General features: G+C 60.9%; 17 protein-coding genes and 1 pseudogene. 14 read left to right on the top strand and 4 right to left on the bottom strand.

All coding sequences use genetic code 11. From position 1 onward, the window contains the following. Positions 1–164, bottom strand: a pseudogene (locus tag PSJ8397_RS16835) (histidinol dehydrogenase); the annotation flags it as partial. Positions 165–448: 284 nt separating this feature from the next. Between PSJ8397_RS16835 and PSJ8397_RS09180 the strand changes: the two are divergent. Further along, positions 449–1,357, top strand: a complete 909-nt coding sequence (locus tag PSJ8397_RS09180; RefSeq protein WP_085864325.1) for an ROK family protein — start codon at positions 449–451, stop codon at positions 1,355–1,357. Continuing rightward, positions 1,350–2,465 carry an N-acetylglucosamine-6-phosphate deacetylase gene (gene nagA / locus PSJ8397_RS09185; protein ID WP_085864326.1) on the top strand — a complete coding sequence of 372 codons (1,116 nt, stop codon included), beginning with the start codon at positions 1,350–1,352 and terminating at the stop codon, positions 2,463–2,465. The genes PSJ8397_RS09180 and nagA overlap by 8 nt, the downstream gene beginning before the upstream one ends. On the opposite strand, the gene PSJ8397_RS09190 is transcribed toward nagA, so the two are convergent. From PSJ8397_RS09190 to PSJ8397_RS09200, 3 genes are read right to left on the bottom strand one after another with little or no spacing between them, the layout of a single operon-like run. Next, positions 2,462–3,130, bottom strand: a complete 669-nt coding sequence (locus PSJ8397_RS09190; protein ID WP_085864327.1) for a GntR family transcriptional regulator — start codon at positions 3,128–3,130, stop codon at positions 2,462–2,464. The genes nagA and PSJ8397_RS09190 overlap by 4 nt on opposite strands. 12 nt (positions 3,131–3,142) lie before the next feature. Next, on the bottom strand, positions 3,143–4,165 hold the full coding sequence (locus PSJ8397_RS09195; protein ID WP_085864328.1) for a Gfo/Idh/MocA family protein: 1,023 nt from the start codon (positions 4,163–4,165) through the stop codon (positions 3,143–3,145). Continuing rightward, the gene (locus tag PSJ8397_RS09200; protein ID WP_085864329.1) at positions 4,162–5,253 is read right to left on the bottom strand and encodes an isocitrate/isopropylmalate dehydrogenase family protein; all 1,092 of its coding nucleotides are present in this window, start codon (positions 5,251–5,253) and stop codon (positions 4,162–4,164) included. Before PSJ8397_RS09200 ends, PSJ8397_RS09195 begins: the two co-directional genes overlap by 4 nt. Positions 5,254–5,568: 315 nt before the next feature. Between PSJ8397_RS09200 and PSJ8397_RS09205 the strand changes: the two genes are divergently transcribed. From PSJ8397_RS09205 to urtE, 12 genes are all read left to right on the top strand, one after another. Then, positions 5,569–6,531, top strand: coding sequence for a tripartite tricarboxylate transporter permease (locus PSJ8397_RS09205; protein ID WP_085864330.1), 963 nt, complete (start codon positions 5,569–5,571; stop codon positions 6,529–6,531). Further along, positions 6,531–6,821, top strand: a complete 291-nt coding sequence (locus PSJ8397_RS09210) for a putative quinol monooxygenase (protein WP_085864331.1) — start codon at positions 6,531–6,533, stop codon at positions 6,819–6,821. Before PSJ8397_RS09205 ends, PSJ8397_RS09210 begins: the two co-directional genes overlap by 1 nt. Beyond that, the gene (locus PSJ8397_RS09215; RefSeq protein WP_085864332.1) at positions 6,818–7,615 is read left to right on the top strand and encodes an N-acyl homoserine lactonase family protein; all 798 of its coding nucleotides are present in this window, start codon (positions 6,818–6,820) and stop codon (positions 7,613–7,615) included. The genes PSJ8397_RS09210 and PSJ8397_RS09215 overlap by 4 nt, the downstream gene beginning before the upstream one ends. Next, positions 7,612–7,881: a four-carbon acid sugar kinase family protein gene (locus tag PSJ8397_RS17195; protein ID WP_235000663.1), complete on the top strand. Its 270-nt coding sequence runs from the start codon at positions 7,612–7,614 to the stop codon at positions 7,879–7,881. Before PSJ8397_RS09215 ends, PSJ8397_RS17195 begins: the two co-directional genes overlap by 4 nt. After that, positions 7,815–8,201, top strand: coding sequence for a four-carbon acid sugar kinase family protein (locus PSJ8397_RS17200; RefSeq protein WP_235000665.1), 387 nt, complete (start codon positions 7,815–7,817; stop codon positions 8,199–8,201). The genes PSJ8397_RS17195 and PSJ8397_RS17200 overlap by 67 nt, the downstream gene beginning before the upstream one ends. Positions 8,202–8,222: 21 nt before the next feature. Further along, a complete protein-coding gene (locus PSJ8397_RS17205; protein ID WP_235000667.1) occupies positions 8,223–8,525 on the top strand; it encodes a nucleotide-binding domain containing protein in 303 nt (100 codons plus the stop codon). Continuing rightward, positions 8,522–9,166, top strand: coding sequence for a 3-oxo-tetronate 4-phosphate decarboxylase (gene otnC / locus PSJ8397_RS09225; protein WP_085864333.1), 645 nt, complete (start codon positions 8,522–8,524; stop codon positions 9,164–9,166). Before PSJ8397_RS17205 ends, otnC begins: the two co-directional genes overlap by 4 nt. A gap of 558 nt (positions 9,167–9,724) precedes the next feature. Beyond that, positions 9,725–11,008: an urea ABC transporter substrate-binding protein gene (urtA, locus tag PSJ8397_RS09230; RefSeq protein WP_085864334.1), complete on the top strand. Its 1,284-nt coding sequence runs from the start codon at positions 9,725–9,727 to the stop codon at positions 11,006–11,008. 87 nt (positions 11,009–11,095) lie between these two features. Then, positions 11,096–13,024 (top strand): urea ABC transporter permease subunit UrtB, encoded by a 1,929-nt coding sequence (urtB, locus tag PSJ8397_RS09235; protein ID WP_085864335.1) that lies wholly within the window; start codon positions 11,096–11,098, stop codon positions 13,022–13,024. A gap of 3 nt (positions 13,025–13,027) precedes the next feature. After that, the gene (urtC, locus tag PSJ8397_RS09240) at positions 13,028–14,197 is read left to right on the top strand and encodes an urea ABC transporter permease subunit UrtC (protein WP_085864336.1); all 1,170 of its coding nucleotides are present in this window, start codon (positions 13,028–13,030) and stop codon (positions 14,195–14,197) included. Beyond that, positions 14,194–14,949, top strand: coding sequence for an urea ABC transporter ATP-binding protein UrtD (gene urtD, locus PSJ8397_RS09245; RefSeq protein WP_085864337.1), 756 nt, complete (start codon positions 14,194–14,196; stop codon positions 14,947–14,949). The genes urtC and urtD overlap by 4 nt, the downstream gene beginning before the upstream one ends. After that, positions 14,936–15,631, top strand: coding sequence for an urea ABC transporter ATP-binding subunit UrtE (gene urtE, locus PSJ8397_RS09250; RefSeq protein ID WP_085864338.1), 696 nt, complete (start codon positions 14,936–14,938; stop codon positions 15,629–15,631). Before urtD ends, urtE begins: the two co-directional genes overlap by 14 nt. Positions 15,632–15,639: the final 8 nt, after the last annotated feature.

The following is a 15,639-nucleotide window of genomic DNA, read 5'->3' on the forward strand; positions in this document are numbered from 1 at the left end:
AGCATCACGTTGCCCTCGTAGCGGTCAAACTTGGCGGCATATTCCATCGCCTTGGCGTCCCCGCCCGCCTCAATATCATTGAGGATGCCAACCACCGTATCATGCACATCCGAGGCGCCAGAGGCGGATGTCAGGGTCGCTTTCTTAAGATAATCGCGGGTCATGGCGTGTTGTCCTGTCACAAAGGCAATTGTAAAACTGATGTGACGATTTAGGCCCTTACAGCAAATTAATGCAAGCGCTTACATTCACGCCCGATAATTTTTCAGAAAGGCTGAAAGAAAAAATCAGGAAGTCTAACGTGTGAGGCCAGCAAACCGAACCAAACCGCCCCCAAAGCGCATGCCGACCGGGATCAAACGTCTCTGCCCCATGCCGCGCATGGAAAGGCCGCGCCAACCGGCATAAACCCACTGGCCGTGCCCGTGCATTTCGCTAGTGTAGCGCCATGACTGCGATTGGCATTGATCTGGGGGGTTCAAAAATCGAAGCCCAAGTGTTTGATAACACATGGGATCTGATCGCACGCGACCGGTGCGCCACCCCCGACACCTATGATGGCCTTTTGGCGGCCTTGGCCCAACACATCAGATGGGCGCAGGGACATGCGGGGGCGGACGCCCCCATCGGGATCAGTGCTGCGGGTCTTTTGAACCCCGCAAGCGGTCTGGTCTTTGCGGCCAATCTGCCCGCCTCAGGTCATGCTTTGCCTGCCGATATTGCAGCGGCCATCAGCCGTCCGGTCGCCTATATCAATGACGCCCGTGCACTGACAGTGTCCGAGGCTGTTTTTGGCGCGGGCCGCGGATTGCGCTGCGTGGCCAGTCTGGTGTTGGGGACGGGCATAGGCGGCGGTGTGGCCATCAACGGCGTGACCCTAGCAGGGCCCTCCGGCACAGGCGGGGAGGTCGGGCACACCAGCGCCCCCGCGCATCTGATACAGCGGCACGCCCTGCCCCTTTGGCCTTGCGGATGTGGCCGCGCGGGCTGCGTTGAAACCTACGTGTCAGGCCCCGGCCTGGTGCGATTGGCAGGGCATTTGACGGGCCAAACCCTGTCCACTGAAGAGATCGCTGCACGCAGACATGGCGACATGGCGCAGGTCTGGGCGGTCTGGAGTGCCCTTGCGGGCGATCTGGTTCACACCCTCACCGCGACCCTGGACCCTGATGTCATCGTGCTTGCAGGCGGACTTAGCCGGATCGAAGGCATCATCGACGATGTAACGGACGCGGCACGCACCGCACAAATCGGCGGCCTGCCCGTGGCCCCGATTGTGCTGGCTCAAGGAGGAGATGCAAGCGGCGCAAAGGGGGCGGCCTTTACCGCATACCAACAGGGCGACCGCTATGACTGAGCCCTATTGGATCACCGCAGATCACGTGTTTGACGGAGAGACTTTGCGCCCCGGCCTCGGCCTGCGCATCGACAAGGGCCAGGGGGTTGAGGTTGGACCGCCTCCCGCAGATGCGCAAGCCATACCGGGCGTCATTGCGCCCGGCTTTATCGACCTGCAGGTCAATGGCGGCGGCGGTGTGATGGTCAACACCACCCCCACGCGCGACGGTCTTGCGACCATCGCCGACGCCCATGCAAAGCTTGGCACGTCGGCCATTTTGCCCACCGTCATCACCGATGGGCCAGACGTGCTGGACCGCGCGGCAGATGCGGTGCGGACGGCCAAAACCGACCGACGTATTCTTGGGCTTCACATCGAAGGTCCGCATATCGCAACGGCCAAACGTGGCACGCACCATGCGGCGTTCATCCGGCCCCTTGATGCGCGCACGATTGAGGTGGTGTCCGCGCTGCGGGCGGATGGGATCGCGGTGATGATTACCCTCGCCCCCGAGGCCGCGACCACAGCACAGATCGCAGAATTGGCCGCCATGGGGGCCGTGGTGTCCATCGGCCACACGGATGCAAGTGCGTCACAGGTCAACGCCGCGATTGAGGCCGGCGCCACCTGCGCCACGCACCTTTACAATGCCATGTCACAAATGAGCGGGCGTGCGCCAGGCGCGGTGGGGGCCGTGCTGAATTCACACATCGCGGCTGGCATCATTTGCGACGGCCACCACGTAGACGATGGGATGATCGCGCTGGCCCTGCGGGCGCGTCCTGTCCCCGATCGGATGTTTCTGGTGAGCGATGCCATGGCCACCGTTGGCGGGCCGAACACCTTTGCGCTTTATGGACAGACCATAACGGTGGACGGCGGGCGGCTGATCAATGCCGAGGGCAATCTGGCGGGTGCGCACACAACCATGGCTGAAGGGGTCGCACGTCTGGTTCAGTCGGTCGGGGTATCGCTTGAACAGGCTTTGCGGATGGCCATCACCACCCCGGCCCGTTTGATCAACCAGCCCGACCGCAGGCACCTTGTGGGGCAGTGCATCCAAGACCTGCAGGTGATCCATGCGGATATGACGATAAGCCCCCTACCCCATACCAAGACGGGCTAAAGAAACCGCAACCGGTGTTTGCCCAGCAGTTCAACCAGGATCGACTTTGCATGCTGGCGGTGTTGGCGATGTGTTTCGCGCGCCGTGGCCGCATCCCCCTCGCGGATCGCCTGATACACGGTGCGGTGGTCTTCGTTGGACTTGGTCGGCAAGGGCCGCATGAACAGGGTCGTTGTGCGCGCACGGCGGACCTGATCACTCATCATGGCGACGATCGCCTCAATGCGGCTGTTGCCGCCCAAACGGACCAACTCGGTGTGAAACCGGTCATCGGCGTCGGCCCATGCATCCAGATCATTGCCCGTGATCGCCGCATCCATATCGCGGATCGCGCGGGCCAAATCGGCCAGATCGTCGTCGTCATGATCCAGTTGGGCCGCCCGTTCTGCGGCATGGCTTTCCAGTTCGGTCAGCACGTCATAAATCTCGGCCATATCATCCGGCGACAGCGGCAAAATTCGTACGCCTTTGCGCGGGCGCAGTTCCAGCAAGCCCTGACCTTCGAGGGTCAGAACGGCCTCACGTACCGGGGTGCGAGACATCTCAAGCAGGTTGGCCAGTTCCGATTCCAGATGATCAGACCCCGCTGCCAAATCCCCCGAAAAGATGCGGGCGCGCAATTCCTGCACCGCACGCTGCACGTTTGAGGGGCCTTTGTCTGGCATGAACGGCTTCTCCTACAGGGGGATTTTCTGCCCTGACTGGGCCGAAGCGTAAATCGCCGCTTCGATGCGTTCAACCGTCAGGTAATCCCGGGCGGTGTTCTCAGGCGTGCGGGCGTGACGAATGGCATCGACCACATGGGACTGCAGGGCGTGAACACAATCGCCGCCAAAGCCGTCAAAGCTGTCGGGGGGGACCACCATATCATTCGTCAGCTCTCCGAAGGGACGCAGATGCACGGCGCCATCCCCTGTCAGGGTCAGTGTGCCTGCCGTGCCTTCGAACGCCGCCTCGCCCATGGTGCGGCGGTGGTTGTCGGCGGCGTGATCCAGATGGCGATTGCCATCAAAAAGCGCACGAACGCCGTGCGGGTGATCAAACAGGATATAGCCCGCGTCCTCCCCTGCGATTGCAGGGTTCATGCGGCGCAGATCGGCGTAAACCGCCTGCGGATCGCCCAGAAGGTATCGGAAGGTGTCGACCCAATGCACAGCCGTTTCGTGCACCAAGAAGCGGTCCATGGTCTGAAAATAGGGCTGACGGTCCAGATAGGCGCGCGGGCCCTGCCCGTCGCCGGGCCGCAGACGGAAGGTGACCTGATGCAGATCGCCCAAAACGCCGTCCTCCAAAAGACGTTTGATGGCCCGGTACCACGGCTGAAACCGGAAGTTTTCGTGCACGACGATCGTGGCACCTGCGGCCTCGGCCTCAGCTGTCATCGCCTCGGCCTCGGCCAGATCAACACAGAACGGTTTCTGGCAGATGATCCAACGCACGCCGTGGGCCAAGGCTGCGCGAATGGCATTGGCCTGGGCCACGGGGGGCAGGATGATATCCAACACATCAGGCTGCGCCTCAGCCAACATCTGCCCCAGATCAGCAAAGGCAGCCAGACCGGTCGCGCGGGCGCGGGTGATATCGGAGTCGCACGACGCCACAAGGTGCACACCGTCCATCCGCGCCCAACTGCCGTAATGAAACTGCGCAAAATATCCCGCGCCGACGCAGGCAACCTTTAGGTCAGCGTTGGCTGTCATGCGACAAACAAGGCGTCCAGAACCGCGTCTGCCGCGCGGGCCGTGCCCACCGTTCCGCCCAAATCGCGGGTCAGGGCGGTGCCACGGGCCACAACGTCCTCGACCGCTTCGCGCAGGCGGGTGCCATCGGCCACCATCGCTGCGTTGTCATGTTTGACGCCCAACCAGTCCAACATCATGGCCGCTGACAGGATCATGGCGTGGGGGTTGGCCAGCCCACGGCCTGCAATATCAGGGGCGGATCCGTGGCAGGGCTGGAACACCGCGTGATCCAAGCCAATGTCGGCGGACGGTGCCAAGCCGAGCCCCCCCATCAGTCCAGCGCCCAGATCAGACAGGATGTCGCCGAACATGTTTTCGGTCACCATGACATCAAAATCCCATGGTTTCTGGATCATCCACAGGGCCGTCGCATCAACATAGGCATGATCGGCCTGCAGGTCGGGATGCTGCGCGGCTTCGGCATCGAACATCGCACGGAAGAAGGCGAAGGCGCGGAAGACATTGGCCTTGTCCACGCAGGTCACACGCCCCGGCCCGCGCCCCGCGGCTTTGCGTTGCTTGGCCAGACCAAAGGCAAATTTGAACAGCTTTTCGGAAATATCGCGGGTGATCAAAAGGGTTTCGCGGGCCTCGTTTTCGGTCATTTCCCCGCAGCCTTGGGTGTGAAACAGCCCTTCGGTGCTTTCGCGGATGAGAACGAAGTCAATCTCACGGCCTGCGGGCATGTTCAGCGGCGTGCGCTGTCCGGCCTTGACCCTTACGGGGCGCACACCGGCAAAAAGGGTCAGGGCTTTGCGCAGATCGATCTGGGGCGAAATCTCTGTCCCGTCTGCGTAGCGCACGTCGGGCAAACCCATGGCGGACAGCAAGATAGCATCTGCATTGCGCGCCCTGTCCATCGACGCCACGGGCAGCGCTTCGCCCGTTTCGACATAATGGGCGGCGCCCGCAGGCGCGTCGGTGAATGTCAGGCCGTAGCTGTCTGACGCCTTCGCCATCCGGTCAAGGATCGCAAGGGTTGGCGCCATAATTTCAGGGCCAATCCCGTCCCCATGAAACACCGCAATGTCGAAGTTCTTTTTCATCTCTGGCCCCTTTTTACCGGTTTTGGTTTGAACGAATTTTCCAACTTCTCCAATCGAAAAGTCGACAGGGCATTAATTAATGCATGCGCAAATAAATGCAATACAGAATGCAAAACCCTGAGAGGACCATCAACAGGCGATCTTTACGATCCTTGAAAGCAACTTTGCCTACACGTTGCAGGACCTGGGTGCGACAACCGTCGATCCGGCAAGCCTCGGCATTGAAAAGCCGTAGTCGTGGATCAATCCCGTTCGGGCGCGGCCCCACCCTGCGCCCGGACACCCCTTTTCTCTTTGTGACATTGGGTATCGGTGATGGAGGACGATACGGATATTTTGCGCGCCCGCGATTTTTGGGGCGCTTGTGTGCTGATGGCGCTGTCGCTGTTCTTTTTGTGGCGCACGTTTGACATTCCCCTTTGGGGCGGCAACCGCGCAGGTGTCAGCGGCGCAGACTGGTGCACTTCCGCCGCCATCGTGCCGCTTGGCATTTTCACCGCCCTTTTTGTGCTGTCCATCGTGTTGATGATCATTGCCATCCGCGCAGGCGGTGCGGCGCGCGCCCTGTCGGCTGTGGGCATCGGTTGGAACACGGATGAGGCGATCCGGTTTACCACCATCGGCATCATCTTGTTTTTCTATATCGCGGGCCTCGTGCCGTGCGTGGGTTTCGTGCTGTGCAGCGGGTTGCTGATCACCGCGCGGATCTATGGGTTCTACTTGAGCCAACCGCGCCGCATGGTGCTGGCCGCCGCGGCTGTCGGCTTGTGTGGCACCTATGCCCTGATCCGGCAATTCCCCCAATCGGACTGGGCCGCGCCGGACGACGATTGGGTCACGCTGGCCGTCTGGGCCGCGCTGCCCGGCGTGGGTGAGGACGTGGCCGATTGGGTCAGCGACGGCGTTGGCAAAACCGTCAGCACAGAGGGTGATACGTTCGGCAAAGGGTCCCTCGAAGGTCTGCTGTCCCCGGAGACGGCCAACACCGCCTGCCTTGGCCGCGCGCTGATCCCCCTGTCGGTGCCGAGCGTGAGGTTCGTGGCCTATTTCATGAACCTGCTGCAATATCCCATCGCACCCTTGGTCATCGGCGTCATCTTGGGCGGGCTTTTTGACGAAACCTTCCGCCGGTCGCTGTTGATTTCAGGCGGTGATCTTGCGGTCTTTGCGTCGCGCCCTGTTGCTGGCATTCTACTTGCGCTGAGCCTTGCGCTGATCGCCGCGCAAATCCCAGCCATCAAAAGGGCGTTTCGGCGTCTCACCAGAAGGAGCGTTTGATGTTTGTCGTTGTTGTGACCTTTCAGATCAGGGCGGGCCAAATGGCGGATTTTCTGCCAACCATGACGCAGAACGCGCAGACGTCCTTGGCGATTGAGGCCGGGTGCCACCGCTTTGATGTCTGCACGGACCCCGATCGCCCCAATGAGGTGTTTCTATATGAACTCTATACAGACAGAGCGGCCTTTGAGGCCCATCTGCACAGCCCCCATTTCGAAGCCTTCGACCACGACGTGGCGAACATGATTATCGACAAAACGGTCGCCACCTACGCGCAGGTGTCTTCATGAGCCCGTGGGAAGTCTTCGCCGTCAAATACGCGGATCGCAACGCCCGCACCCGCGCCGACAGTTTTATCTTTGACGACAATCATGACGCGCCCCACGCCATGGATTATTTCATGTGGCTGCTGCGCGCAGGCACCCGCACGATCCTTGTGGACACCGGATATGACGACGCCGAGGCCGCGGCCCGCAACCGCCCCATTCGCCTTGATCCTGCAGCGGCACTGGCGCCCTTTGGTCTGACACCCGATGACATCACGGACATCATCGTCACGCATCTGCACTACGATCACGCAGGCGGGCTGGCCCTGTTTCCCAACGCCCATTTGCACCTGCAGGCCGCGGAAATGGCCTATGCCACGGGCCCGTGCATGTGCCATGACACCCTGCGGATGCCCTTTACGGCCTCCCATGTGTGTGAGGCTGTTCAACGTCTCTATTCCGGCAAACTGACGTTTTACGATGGCTCCGCTGACATTGCAGAGGGCGTCAGCGTGCACTGCATTGGCGGCCACAGTCGCGGCCTGCAATGCGTGCGGGTGCACACGCAAGCGGGGTGGATGGTGCTGGCCTCGGATGCGGCGCATTTTTACGAAAACCTGCAGGCACGCAAACCGTTTCCCATCGTCGTCGATCTGCAAAACATGTTGGACGGGTTTGATAGGTTGGAACGTCTCGCCTCCCACCCCAGCCTGATCATCCCCGGCCATGACCCGCTGGTGCGCCAGTATTTCCCACAGGACCTGGCCGATCATATCCACCGGTTGGATGCGGGCCCCACACAGGACGTCACCTTATGAAAATCGGCGTGATCGCGGATGATTTCACTGGCGCATCCGACAAAGCCCTGACCTTGGCTGAGGCAGGCATGTCCACGGCGCAGTTCATCGGTGTACCACCCCACCTTGCGGACGCCGCGCTGGAGGCGGGGGGTGTCGCCCTGAAATCGCGCACTGCCCCGGTGGAGGACGCGGTCACCTTATCCTTGGCGGCCTGTGAATGGCTGTTGCCGCAGGGCCAGAGGTCATCCGCAGCGCGCTGCCCGAGGCGGGCCACGTCATCGTAGACGCGATCATCGACGCAGACCTGATCGAAATTGGCAAGGCGGCCCGTAACATGCCTTTGCTGTCTGGTGGATCGGGCATCGCCTTGGGCTTGCCAGCCAATGACAACGCCACACCCGCAACGCCCGCATGGGACGGCATTCAAGGGCCTGGCGTCGTGATTTCAGGATCGTGCAGCCGCGCGACACGAACGCAAGTTGCAACATTGCTCGCCCAGGTCGCGGGGTTCCAGATAAAGGCCGAGACTGCCGTGGCGGGCGGATATGATGTGGAGGCCATGGCCGATTGGGTGCTGATGCAAAACACCCCGCCCCTCGTCTAATCCTCCGCCGATCCGCAGGTGGTGCGGGCGGCGCAAGACGCCTTCGGCTCACAGGCAGCAGCTGACGCGATTGAGGGGCTGTTTGCCACCCTTTCGGCCACCCTGGCCGCACGTGGGGTGCGCCGCTTTGTGGTGGCGGGGGGCGAAACCTCAGGCGCGGTGGTCAAGGGACTTCAGGCGGTTGTTCTCAACATCGGGCCACGGGCGGCGGCGGGCGTGCCGCTGGTCCAGACGCGCGGTCTGGCCCTTGCACTCAAATCCGGCACCTTCGGCGGCCCGGCCTTTTTCAGGGAGACGTTAAAAAAGACGGAGACCGCAGGATGAGCGAGCACGCAAAGCTGCGTGAGGACATCTGCATGTTGGGCAAATCCATGTTCGATCGCGGGCTGGCCTGTGGGTCCACGGGCAACATCTCTGCGCGATTGTCCGACGGCTCCATTCTGGTGACGCCAACGGGGCGTGCCATGGGCTTTCTGGACCGCGCGCAGATCAGCCATCTGGATGCCAAATCCCAGCATCTGTCGGGCGACAAATCCACCAAACAGGTGCCGCTGCATACCGCCTTCTATCATACGCGCACCAATACCGGGGCGGTGGTGCATCTGCATTCCACCCATTCCGTTGCCCTGTCCATGATGCCCGACATTGACCCCGACAACGTCCTGCCCACACTGACCCCTTATGCGATCATGCAGGTGGGCAAGGTCAAACTGCTGCCCTTTTTTGTGCCAGGCGATCCTGCGATGGGCGCGGCCGTGCGCGGGCTGGCGGGCAAACGATCAGCGATGCTTTTGGCCAGCCACGGGCCTGTTGTGGCGGGCAAAGACCTCTTCGCCGCCACCTTCGCCATGGAAGAGCTTGAGGAGACTGCAAAGCTCGCGGTGTTGACCCGTGGGCTGGAACCGCGCGGACTGACGCCTGATCAGGTCGGTGCCGTGGTCCGCAAGTTTGATGTCGATTGGTGAGTTCTGCGGTGCGGTGCTGGATTTAATGATCGCCGCGCGGGGACTGACCCAGTCGCGGCGGTCCCGCCACAAGCAGGGAGCAGACCGCTGCGTCTGCGCGATTGCACAGTTGCGCGAAACATCAAACACCACCTGCACGGCGTGCCATCACTGAACCGCGCGACGACTCAGCGGCATCCGCCGCCCCTTGACTACAGATGCCCTGTGTTGAACCGACCAAAACATCCCATTTGCCGCGCGTCTTGCGCGAAAATCGGGCACCTTGCGCCATACGAATGATACTGATGTCGCCTAATTCTCACACAAGAGGGAAACCGCCGCACAAAAAATGGGCGTAAGGTGCTGGCCCTCATGGGGCACGCCTGTCTGGGGGTTGTTTGATGACACGCGTAAAGAAACGGTGACGGCGCTCCGTATCGGGGCGCCACGGACGGGCCAATCTTGCAGGATCCAAACCCGCCCGCGGCTACAGCAACAGCTGTGCAGATTGATCTGGGGGTTGGACGGCGCGCCGTCAAGATATTCGGGTTGGTTTGCACGCCCAAAAGGGACACTACCATGAAAATTTCTGCTCGTTCGTCACTGTTTGCGACCGCGGCCCTGCTTTGCGCGGGCACCGCTGCTTCGGCCTGTGACGACCCGATTAAGGTTGGCGTACTGCATTCGCTGTCCGGCACGATGGCCATTTCAGAAACCACCCTCAAAGACACGATGGAGCTGCTGATCGCGCAACAAAACGACGCGGGCGGTCTGCTGGGCTGTGAGATCGAGGCCGTCGTCGTCGACCCCGCCTCTGACTGGCCGCTCTTTGCCGAAAAAGCGCGAGAGCTGCTGACGGTGTCCGAAGTTGACGTGATCTTCGGGTCGTGGACGTCGGTGTCGCGCAAATCTGCCCTGCCTGTTTTGGAAGAACTCAACGGATTGATGTTCTACCCTGTGCAGTATGAGGGCGAGGAATCCTCGCGCAATGTGTTCTACACCGGTGCGGCCCCCAACCAGCAGGCCATCCCCGCGACGGATTACTTCCTTGAGGAGCTGGGCGTCGAGAAATTCGCGCTTTTGGGCACCGACTATGTCTACCCGCGCACGACCAACAACATCCTTGAACAATACCTGATCGACGCAGGCATTCCCGCAGAGAACATCTTCGTCAACTACACGCCCTTTGGCCATTCTGATTGGTCCACGATCGTGGCGGATGTTGTTGAACTGGGCGCGGATGGCAGCCAGGTCGGCGTGATTTCCACCATCAACGGCGACGCCAACATCGGGTTTTACAAAGAACTGGCGGCGGCTGGCATTTCCGCCGACGATATCCCTGTGGTGGCGTTCTCGGTGGGGGAAGAAGAACTCTCCGGTCTTGATACGTCCGATCTGGTCGGCCACCTCGCTGCTTGGAATTACTTCCAATCCGCCGACACCGAGGCCAACGCCGATTGGGTCGCGTCATGGAAAGCGGCCATGGGCGAAGAGCGCGTGACCAACGACCCCATGGAGGCCCACTACATCGGGTTCAACATGTGGGTGAACGCCGTGACAGAGGCCGGCACCACGGATGTCGACGCGGTGCGCACGGCCATGTACGGGCAGGAATTTCCGAACCTGACCGGCGGCACGGCTGTCATGCTGCCCAACCACCACTTGGCCAAACCAGTGCTGATCGGTGAGATCACAGCAGACGGCCAGTTCGACATCATCAGCCAGACATCCGAAGTTCCAGGAGATGCTTGGACAGACTTTCTGCCTGCCAGTGCTGTCCTGGTGTCCGACTGGAAAGACCTTGGGTGCGGGATGTTCAACACTGAGACAGAGACCTGTGTTCAGCTGACATCCAACTACTAAAGCACCCTTCGCATCGGGCGCATGTGGCGCCCGGTGCCCTTCCCCAAGACCTGCCCTTTCTTTGGGCCTGACCGAAAGCACCCACCTATGGTTCGTCTTTTCCTCAGCATGCTTGGCCTGCTGGTGTCCGTTGGCACCGCGACTGCGCAAGATCTGCAGTCCGTTTTGCAAACCCACGCCGATGAGATCGCCAAACCCTCTCGCGGGTCGGTCAGCGTCGCGCTGGATGACATGCAGGCGTTGGGTCTGCCCCAGGTGCCTGTTTTCCTTGAGGCCTGGTCAGACCGCAGCGTCTGGCAAGCCGAAGACAACGGGCTGTTTTTCATCGGTGAGAAAGACGGCGACACCCTTGCCCTGCGCGATGTGGACACTGGCGCGCAAAGCACCGCCGACGCTGGCGGCTTCACCCAAATCCGGCCCAACGGCGGCGTGCGTCGGGTGATCGGGGCGGCCTTGGTACAGTTCCAACTGTCCGATCCTGACCCCGCGCGGCGACAGGCGGCCCTCGATACCATCGCGCGGCGGGGCGACGCCAGCCAGTTGGCACCGCTGGCGGCCTCGCTGACGGGCGAAGAGGACCCCGCCCTTTATGCGCGCAAACAACAGCTGATCACCTTTCTGACCGCGCGGTTTGGTGACACGCCAGAGGCCCGCATCGCCGCTATCGAAAGCCTCGCCAAGGATACGTCCGTTGAGGCGCGCGCGGTTCTCAGCCAAGTTCTTGCCACGACATCCGGCGTCAGCACGCAAGCCCCCGAGGCCAACATTGCCGCCATTCTGGACCCGATGGAGGACCGCGCGGCGTTCTATGCCGAACTGGTGGACGCAGGCCTTGCCCCTGCCATTGTCCCCGCAGGCGACATCCGCGCAGCCCTTGCCGCCAACATCGAAGAGGGCCGTGTCGCAGGCATTCCCGTCGCGCAACTGAGTGATCCTGCCATCCGCGCCGAAGCCTACCGCACACTGGCGCAGGACGGCATCGTGCCGCCGCTGGTGACCGATGACGACATCGACGTCGCGCTGAGGAGCGTGGTGTTTTTTGACGCCTATGTCGAAGACGATACCGCCATCACACAGGCCGCCCGTGCCACGCTGGACGCGGTGGAAACCCGTGTGGGGATCGCGCAAACCGTTGATCTGTCACTCGATGCGCTGTCACTGGCATCGATCTATTTTCTGGCGGCCATCGGCTTGGCGATCACCTTTGGGCAGATGGGCGTCATCAACATGGCCCATGGCGAATTCATCATGATGGGGGCCTATACGGGCTATGTCGTGCAACTGGTCGTGCCCGACTATACCGTGTCGCTGATTATCGCCTTGCCGCTGGCCTTTGCGGTGACGTTTGGCGCAGGCGTGGCGATGGAACGGCTGGTCATCCGGCACCTTTATCATCGCCCGCTTGAGACGCTTTTGGCGACCTTCGGGATTTCCATTGCCCTGCAACAGATTGCCAAGAACATTTTTGGCACGCAGGCCCGCCCGCTGACCTCGCCCGATTGGCTCAGCGGGGCGTTGGTGATCTCGGACAACATCCAGATCAGCTATATCCGGATTGCGATTTTCGTGTTGGCCTTGGTGTTTCTGGCGCTGTTGATGTTCATCCTCAAACGTACCCGACTGGGGCTTGAGGTGCGCGCGGTGACGCAAAACCCCGGCATGGCGGCCTCCATGGGGATCAACCCCGACCGCGTGAACATGATGACCTTCGGTCTTGGATCCGGCATCGCCGGTGTGGCCGGTGTGGGCATCGGACTTTATGCGCAAGTCACGTCTGAGATGGGCGCCAATTACATCGTGCAAAGCTTCATGACCGTAGTTGTGGGCGGTGTCGGGTCTGTCTTTGGCACCTTGGCGGGGGCAGGCCTTATCGGGTTCCTGCAAAAGGGGATCGAGTGGTTGAACCCATCCAACACGCTGGCCGCACAGACCTACATGATCCTGTTCATCATCCTGTTCATTCAATTCCGACCCAAGGGCATCGTCGCCCCCAAGGGTCGCGCAGCAGCGGACTAAGCAATGGAAAAACGCACTACCTTTATCGGGCGCAATCCGTCTGTGCTGTACTTTTTGGTAGCCCTTGGACTGTTCACCGCCCTTGTCACTGTGATGTCAGAGGCCACGGGCGCGGGCCTGATCTCAACCTCTTTCGTCAAGACATTGGGCAAGACACTGTGTCTGTGTCTGATTGCCATCGCGATGGACGTGGTCTGGGGATATTGCGGGATCCTATCGCTTGGGCATTTCGCCTTTTTCGGGATCGGCGGCTATGCCATCGGCATGTGGCTGATGTATGCGCGCACTGAAATCATCGTGGCCGACAGCCTTGCAGGGCAAGTCATCCCCCCCACCCCGCAAGAAATCTCGGACGCGATTGGCAACCAGATTTTCGGCGTCGTGGGATCGTCAGACTTTCCACTGCTGTGGGCCTTTGCCGATCATCTGTGGATCCAGCTGGCGATGGTGGTTTTGGTGCCGGGCCTGCTGGCGCTGGTCTTTGGTTGGCTGGCGTTCCGCAGCCGCGTCACCGGCGTTTATCTGTCGATCCTGACGCAGGCGATGACCCTCGCCCTGTCGCTTTATCTGTTTCAAAACGACAGCGGCTTGCGCGGCAACAACGGGCTGTCGGGCCTGCAAAATATCCCCGGTTTCGAAGACAGCGGCCAGGACGTGGTGTCTGTCGCGTTCTTTCTGGCCTCAGCCGCGGCCCTTGCGCTCGGCTATCTACTGTTTGCATGGATCACCGACAGCAAGTTGGGCAACATCATCGAGGCCATCCGCGATGATGAGGCCCGCGTGCGGTTCCTTGGCTACCACGTCGAAAGCTATAAGCTGTTCGTTTTCACCATCACCGCCATCGTCGCAGGCATCGCGGGCGCGCTGTATTATCCGCAGGCGGGCATCATCAACCCCGCCGAAATCGCGCCCATTGCGTCCATATATCTGGCGGTTTGGGTCGCTATCGGGGGGCGCGGGCGGCTTTATGGCGCGGTCATCGGCGCGGCCTTGGTGTCGCTGCTGTCCAGCTGGTTCACAGGCGGTGGCGCGCCCAACATCGACCTTGGGGTGTACACCATCCAATGGGTCGACTGGTGGCTTGTGCTGCTGGGCCTGACCTTTGTTCTGGTTACGTTGTTTGCGCCGAAAGGCATCGGCGGTCTCTTTGATAAATTGGTGCGCAAATCATGACGTCTCTTCTTGAACTTTCCGGCATTTCAAAATCCTTCGACGGCTTTCAGGCGATCAACAACCTGTCGCTACAGATTGGTGAACCTGAACTGCGCGCCGTGATCGGCCCCAACGGGGCGGGCAAAACGACGTTCATGGACATCATCACCGGCAAGACGAAGCCCGACACGGGGACGATCCTGTTTGGCGACGACAATCGGTCGCTCATCGGCATGTCTGAGAGTGACATTGCCAGCCTTGGGATCGGGCGGAAATTCCAGAAACCCACGGTGTTTGAGGCCCAGACGGTCCGCGAAAATCTGGCCATGGCCCTGAAAAATCCGCGCGGTCCGTTCTCTGTTCTGTTTTACCGCAAAACTAAGGACGGGGCCGCGCGGCTGGACAGTATTGCTGAAGAAATCAACCTGACGGATCATCTGCAACGCCCTGCGGGGGAGCTCAGCCACGGGCAAAAGCAGTGGCTGGAAATCGGGATGCTCCTGGCCCAATCCCCGCGTCTGTTGCTGGTCGATGAACCCGCCGCGGGCATGACCGCCCATGAACGCGAACACACCACCGACATCCTCAAAAGGGCCGCACAAACCTGCGCTGTAATCGTGGTGGAACATGACATGGAGTTCGTGCGGCGGCTGAACTGCAAAGTGACCGTGCTGCATGAAGGGTCGGTTCTGGCCGAAGGCAGCCTTGATCATGTGACCAAAAACCCAACCGTCATTGACGTTTATCTGGGACGCACCGATGCTGGACATTAACACCCTCAATCTCAAATACGGCCAATCGCAAATCCTGCACGACGTCAGCTTGTCTGCCCCCGCTGGGCAAATCACCTGCGTGACGGGCACCAATGGCGTGGGCAAAACCAGCCTGCTGAAAGCCATCGCAGGGCGGCATCCGTTCAGCGCCGGTACTCTCAGCGTTGACGGCAAAGATCTGCCGCCCGGAAAACCCGCGATCATGGCGCAATCGGGTATCGGTTATGTCCCCCAGGGGCGCGAGGTTTTCCCGTTGATGAGTGTTGAGGAAAACCTTCAAACGGGTTTCGCCTGCCTGCCCAAATCCGATCGCCGCATCCCCGATGACATCTACGATCTGTTCCCCGTGCTGGCCGATATGAAAGCACGGCGGGGGGGCGATTTGTCGGGTGGACAACAACAGCAGTTGTCGATCGCCCGCGCGCTGGTCACGCGGCCATCGGTGTTGTTGCTGGATGAGCCGACCGAAGGCATCCAGCCCAATATCATTCAAATGATCGGGCGCACCATCCAGCTTTTGCGGGACCGTGGGGATATGGCTATCGTCTTGGTCGAACAGAATTTCGAATTCGCCTATGGCAACGCCGATCATTTCCACGTCATGCAACGGGGCCGCATCACTGAGGCGTTCTCAAAACAGGACGCGACCAAAGACAGGCTTTTGGCCAGCTTGGCGTTGTAGCGGCCCGC

The organism is Pseudooctadecabacter jejudonensis (genome assembly GCF_900172275.1).
In the GTDB taxonomy this organism is placed as follows: domain Bacteria; phylum Pseudomonadota; class Alphaproteobacteria; order Rhodobacterales; family Rhodobacteraceae; genus Octadecabacter; species Octadecabacter jejudonensis.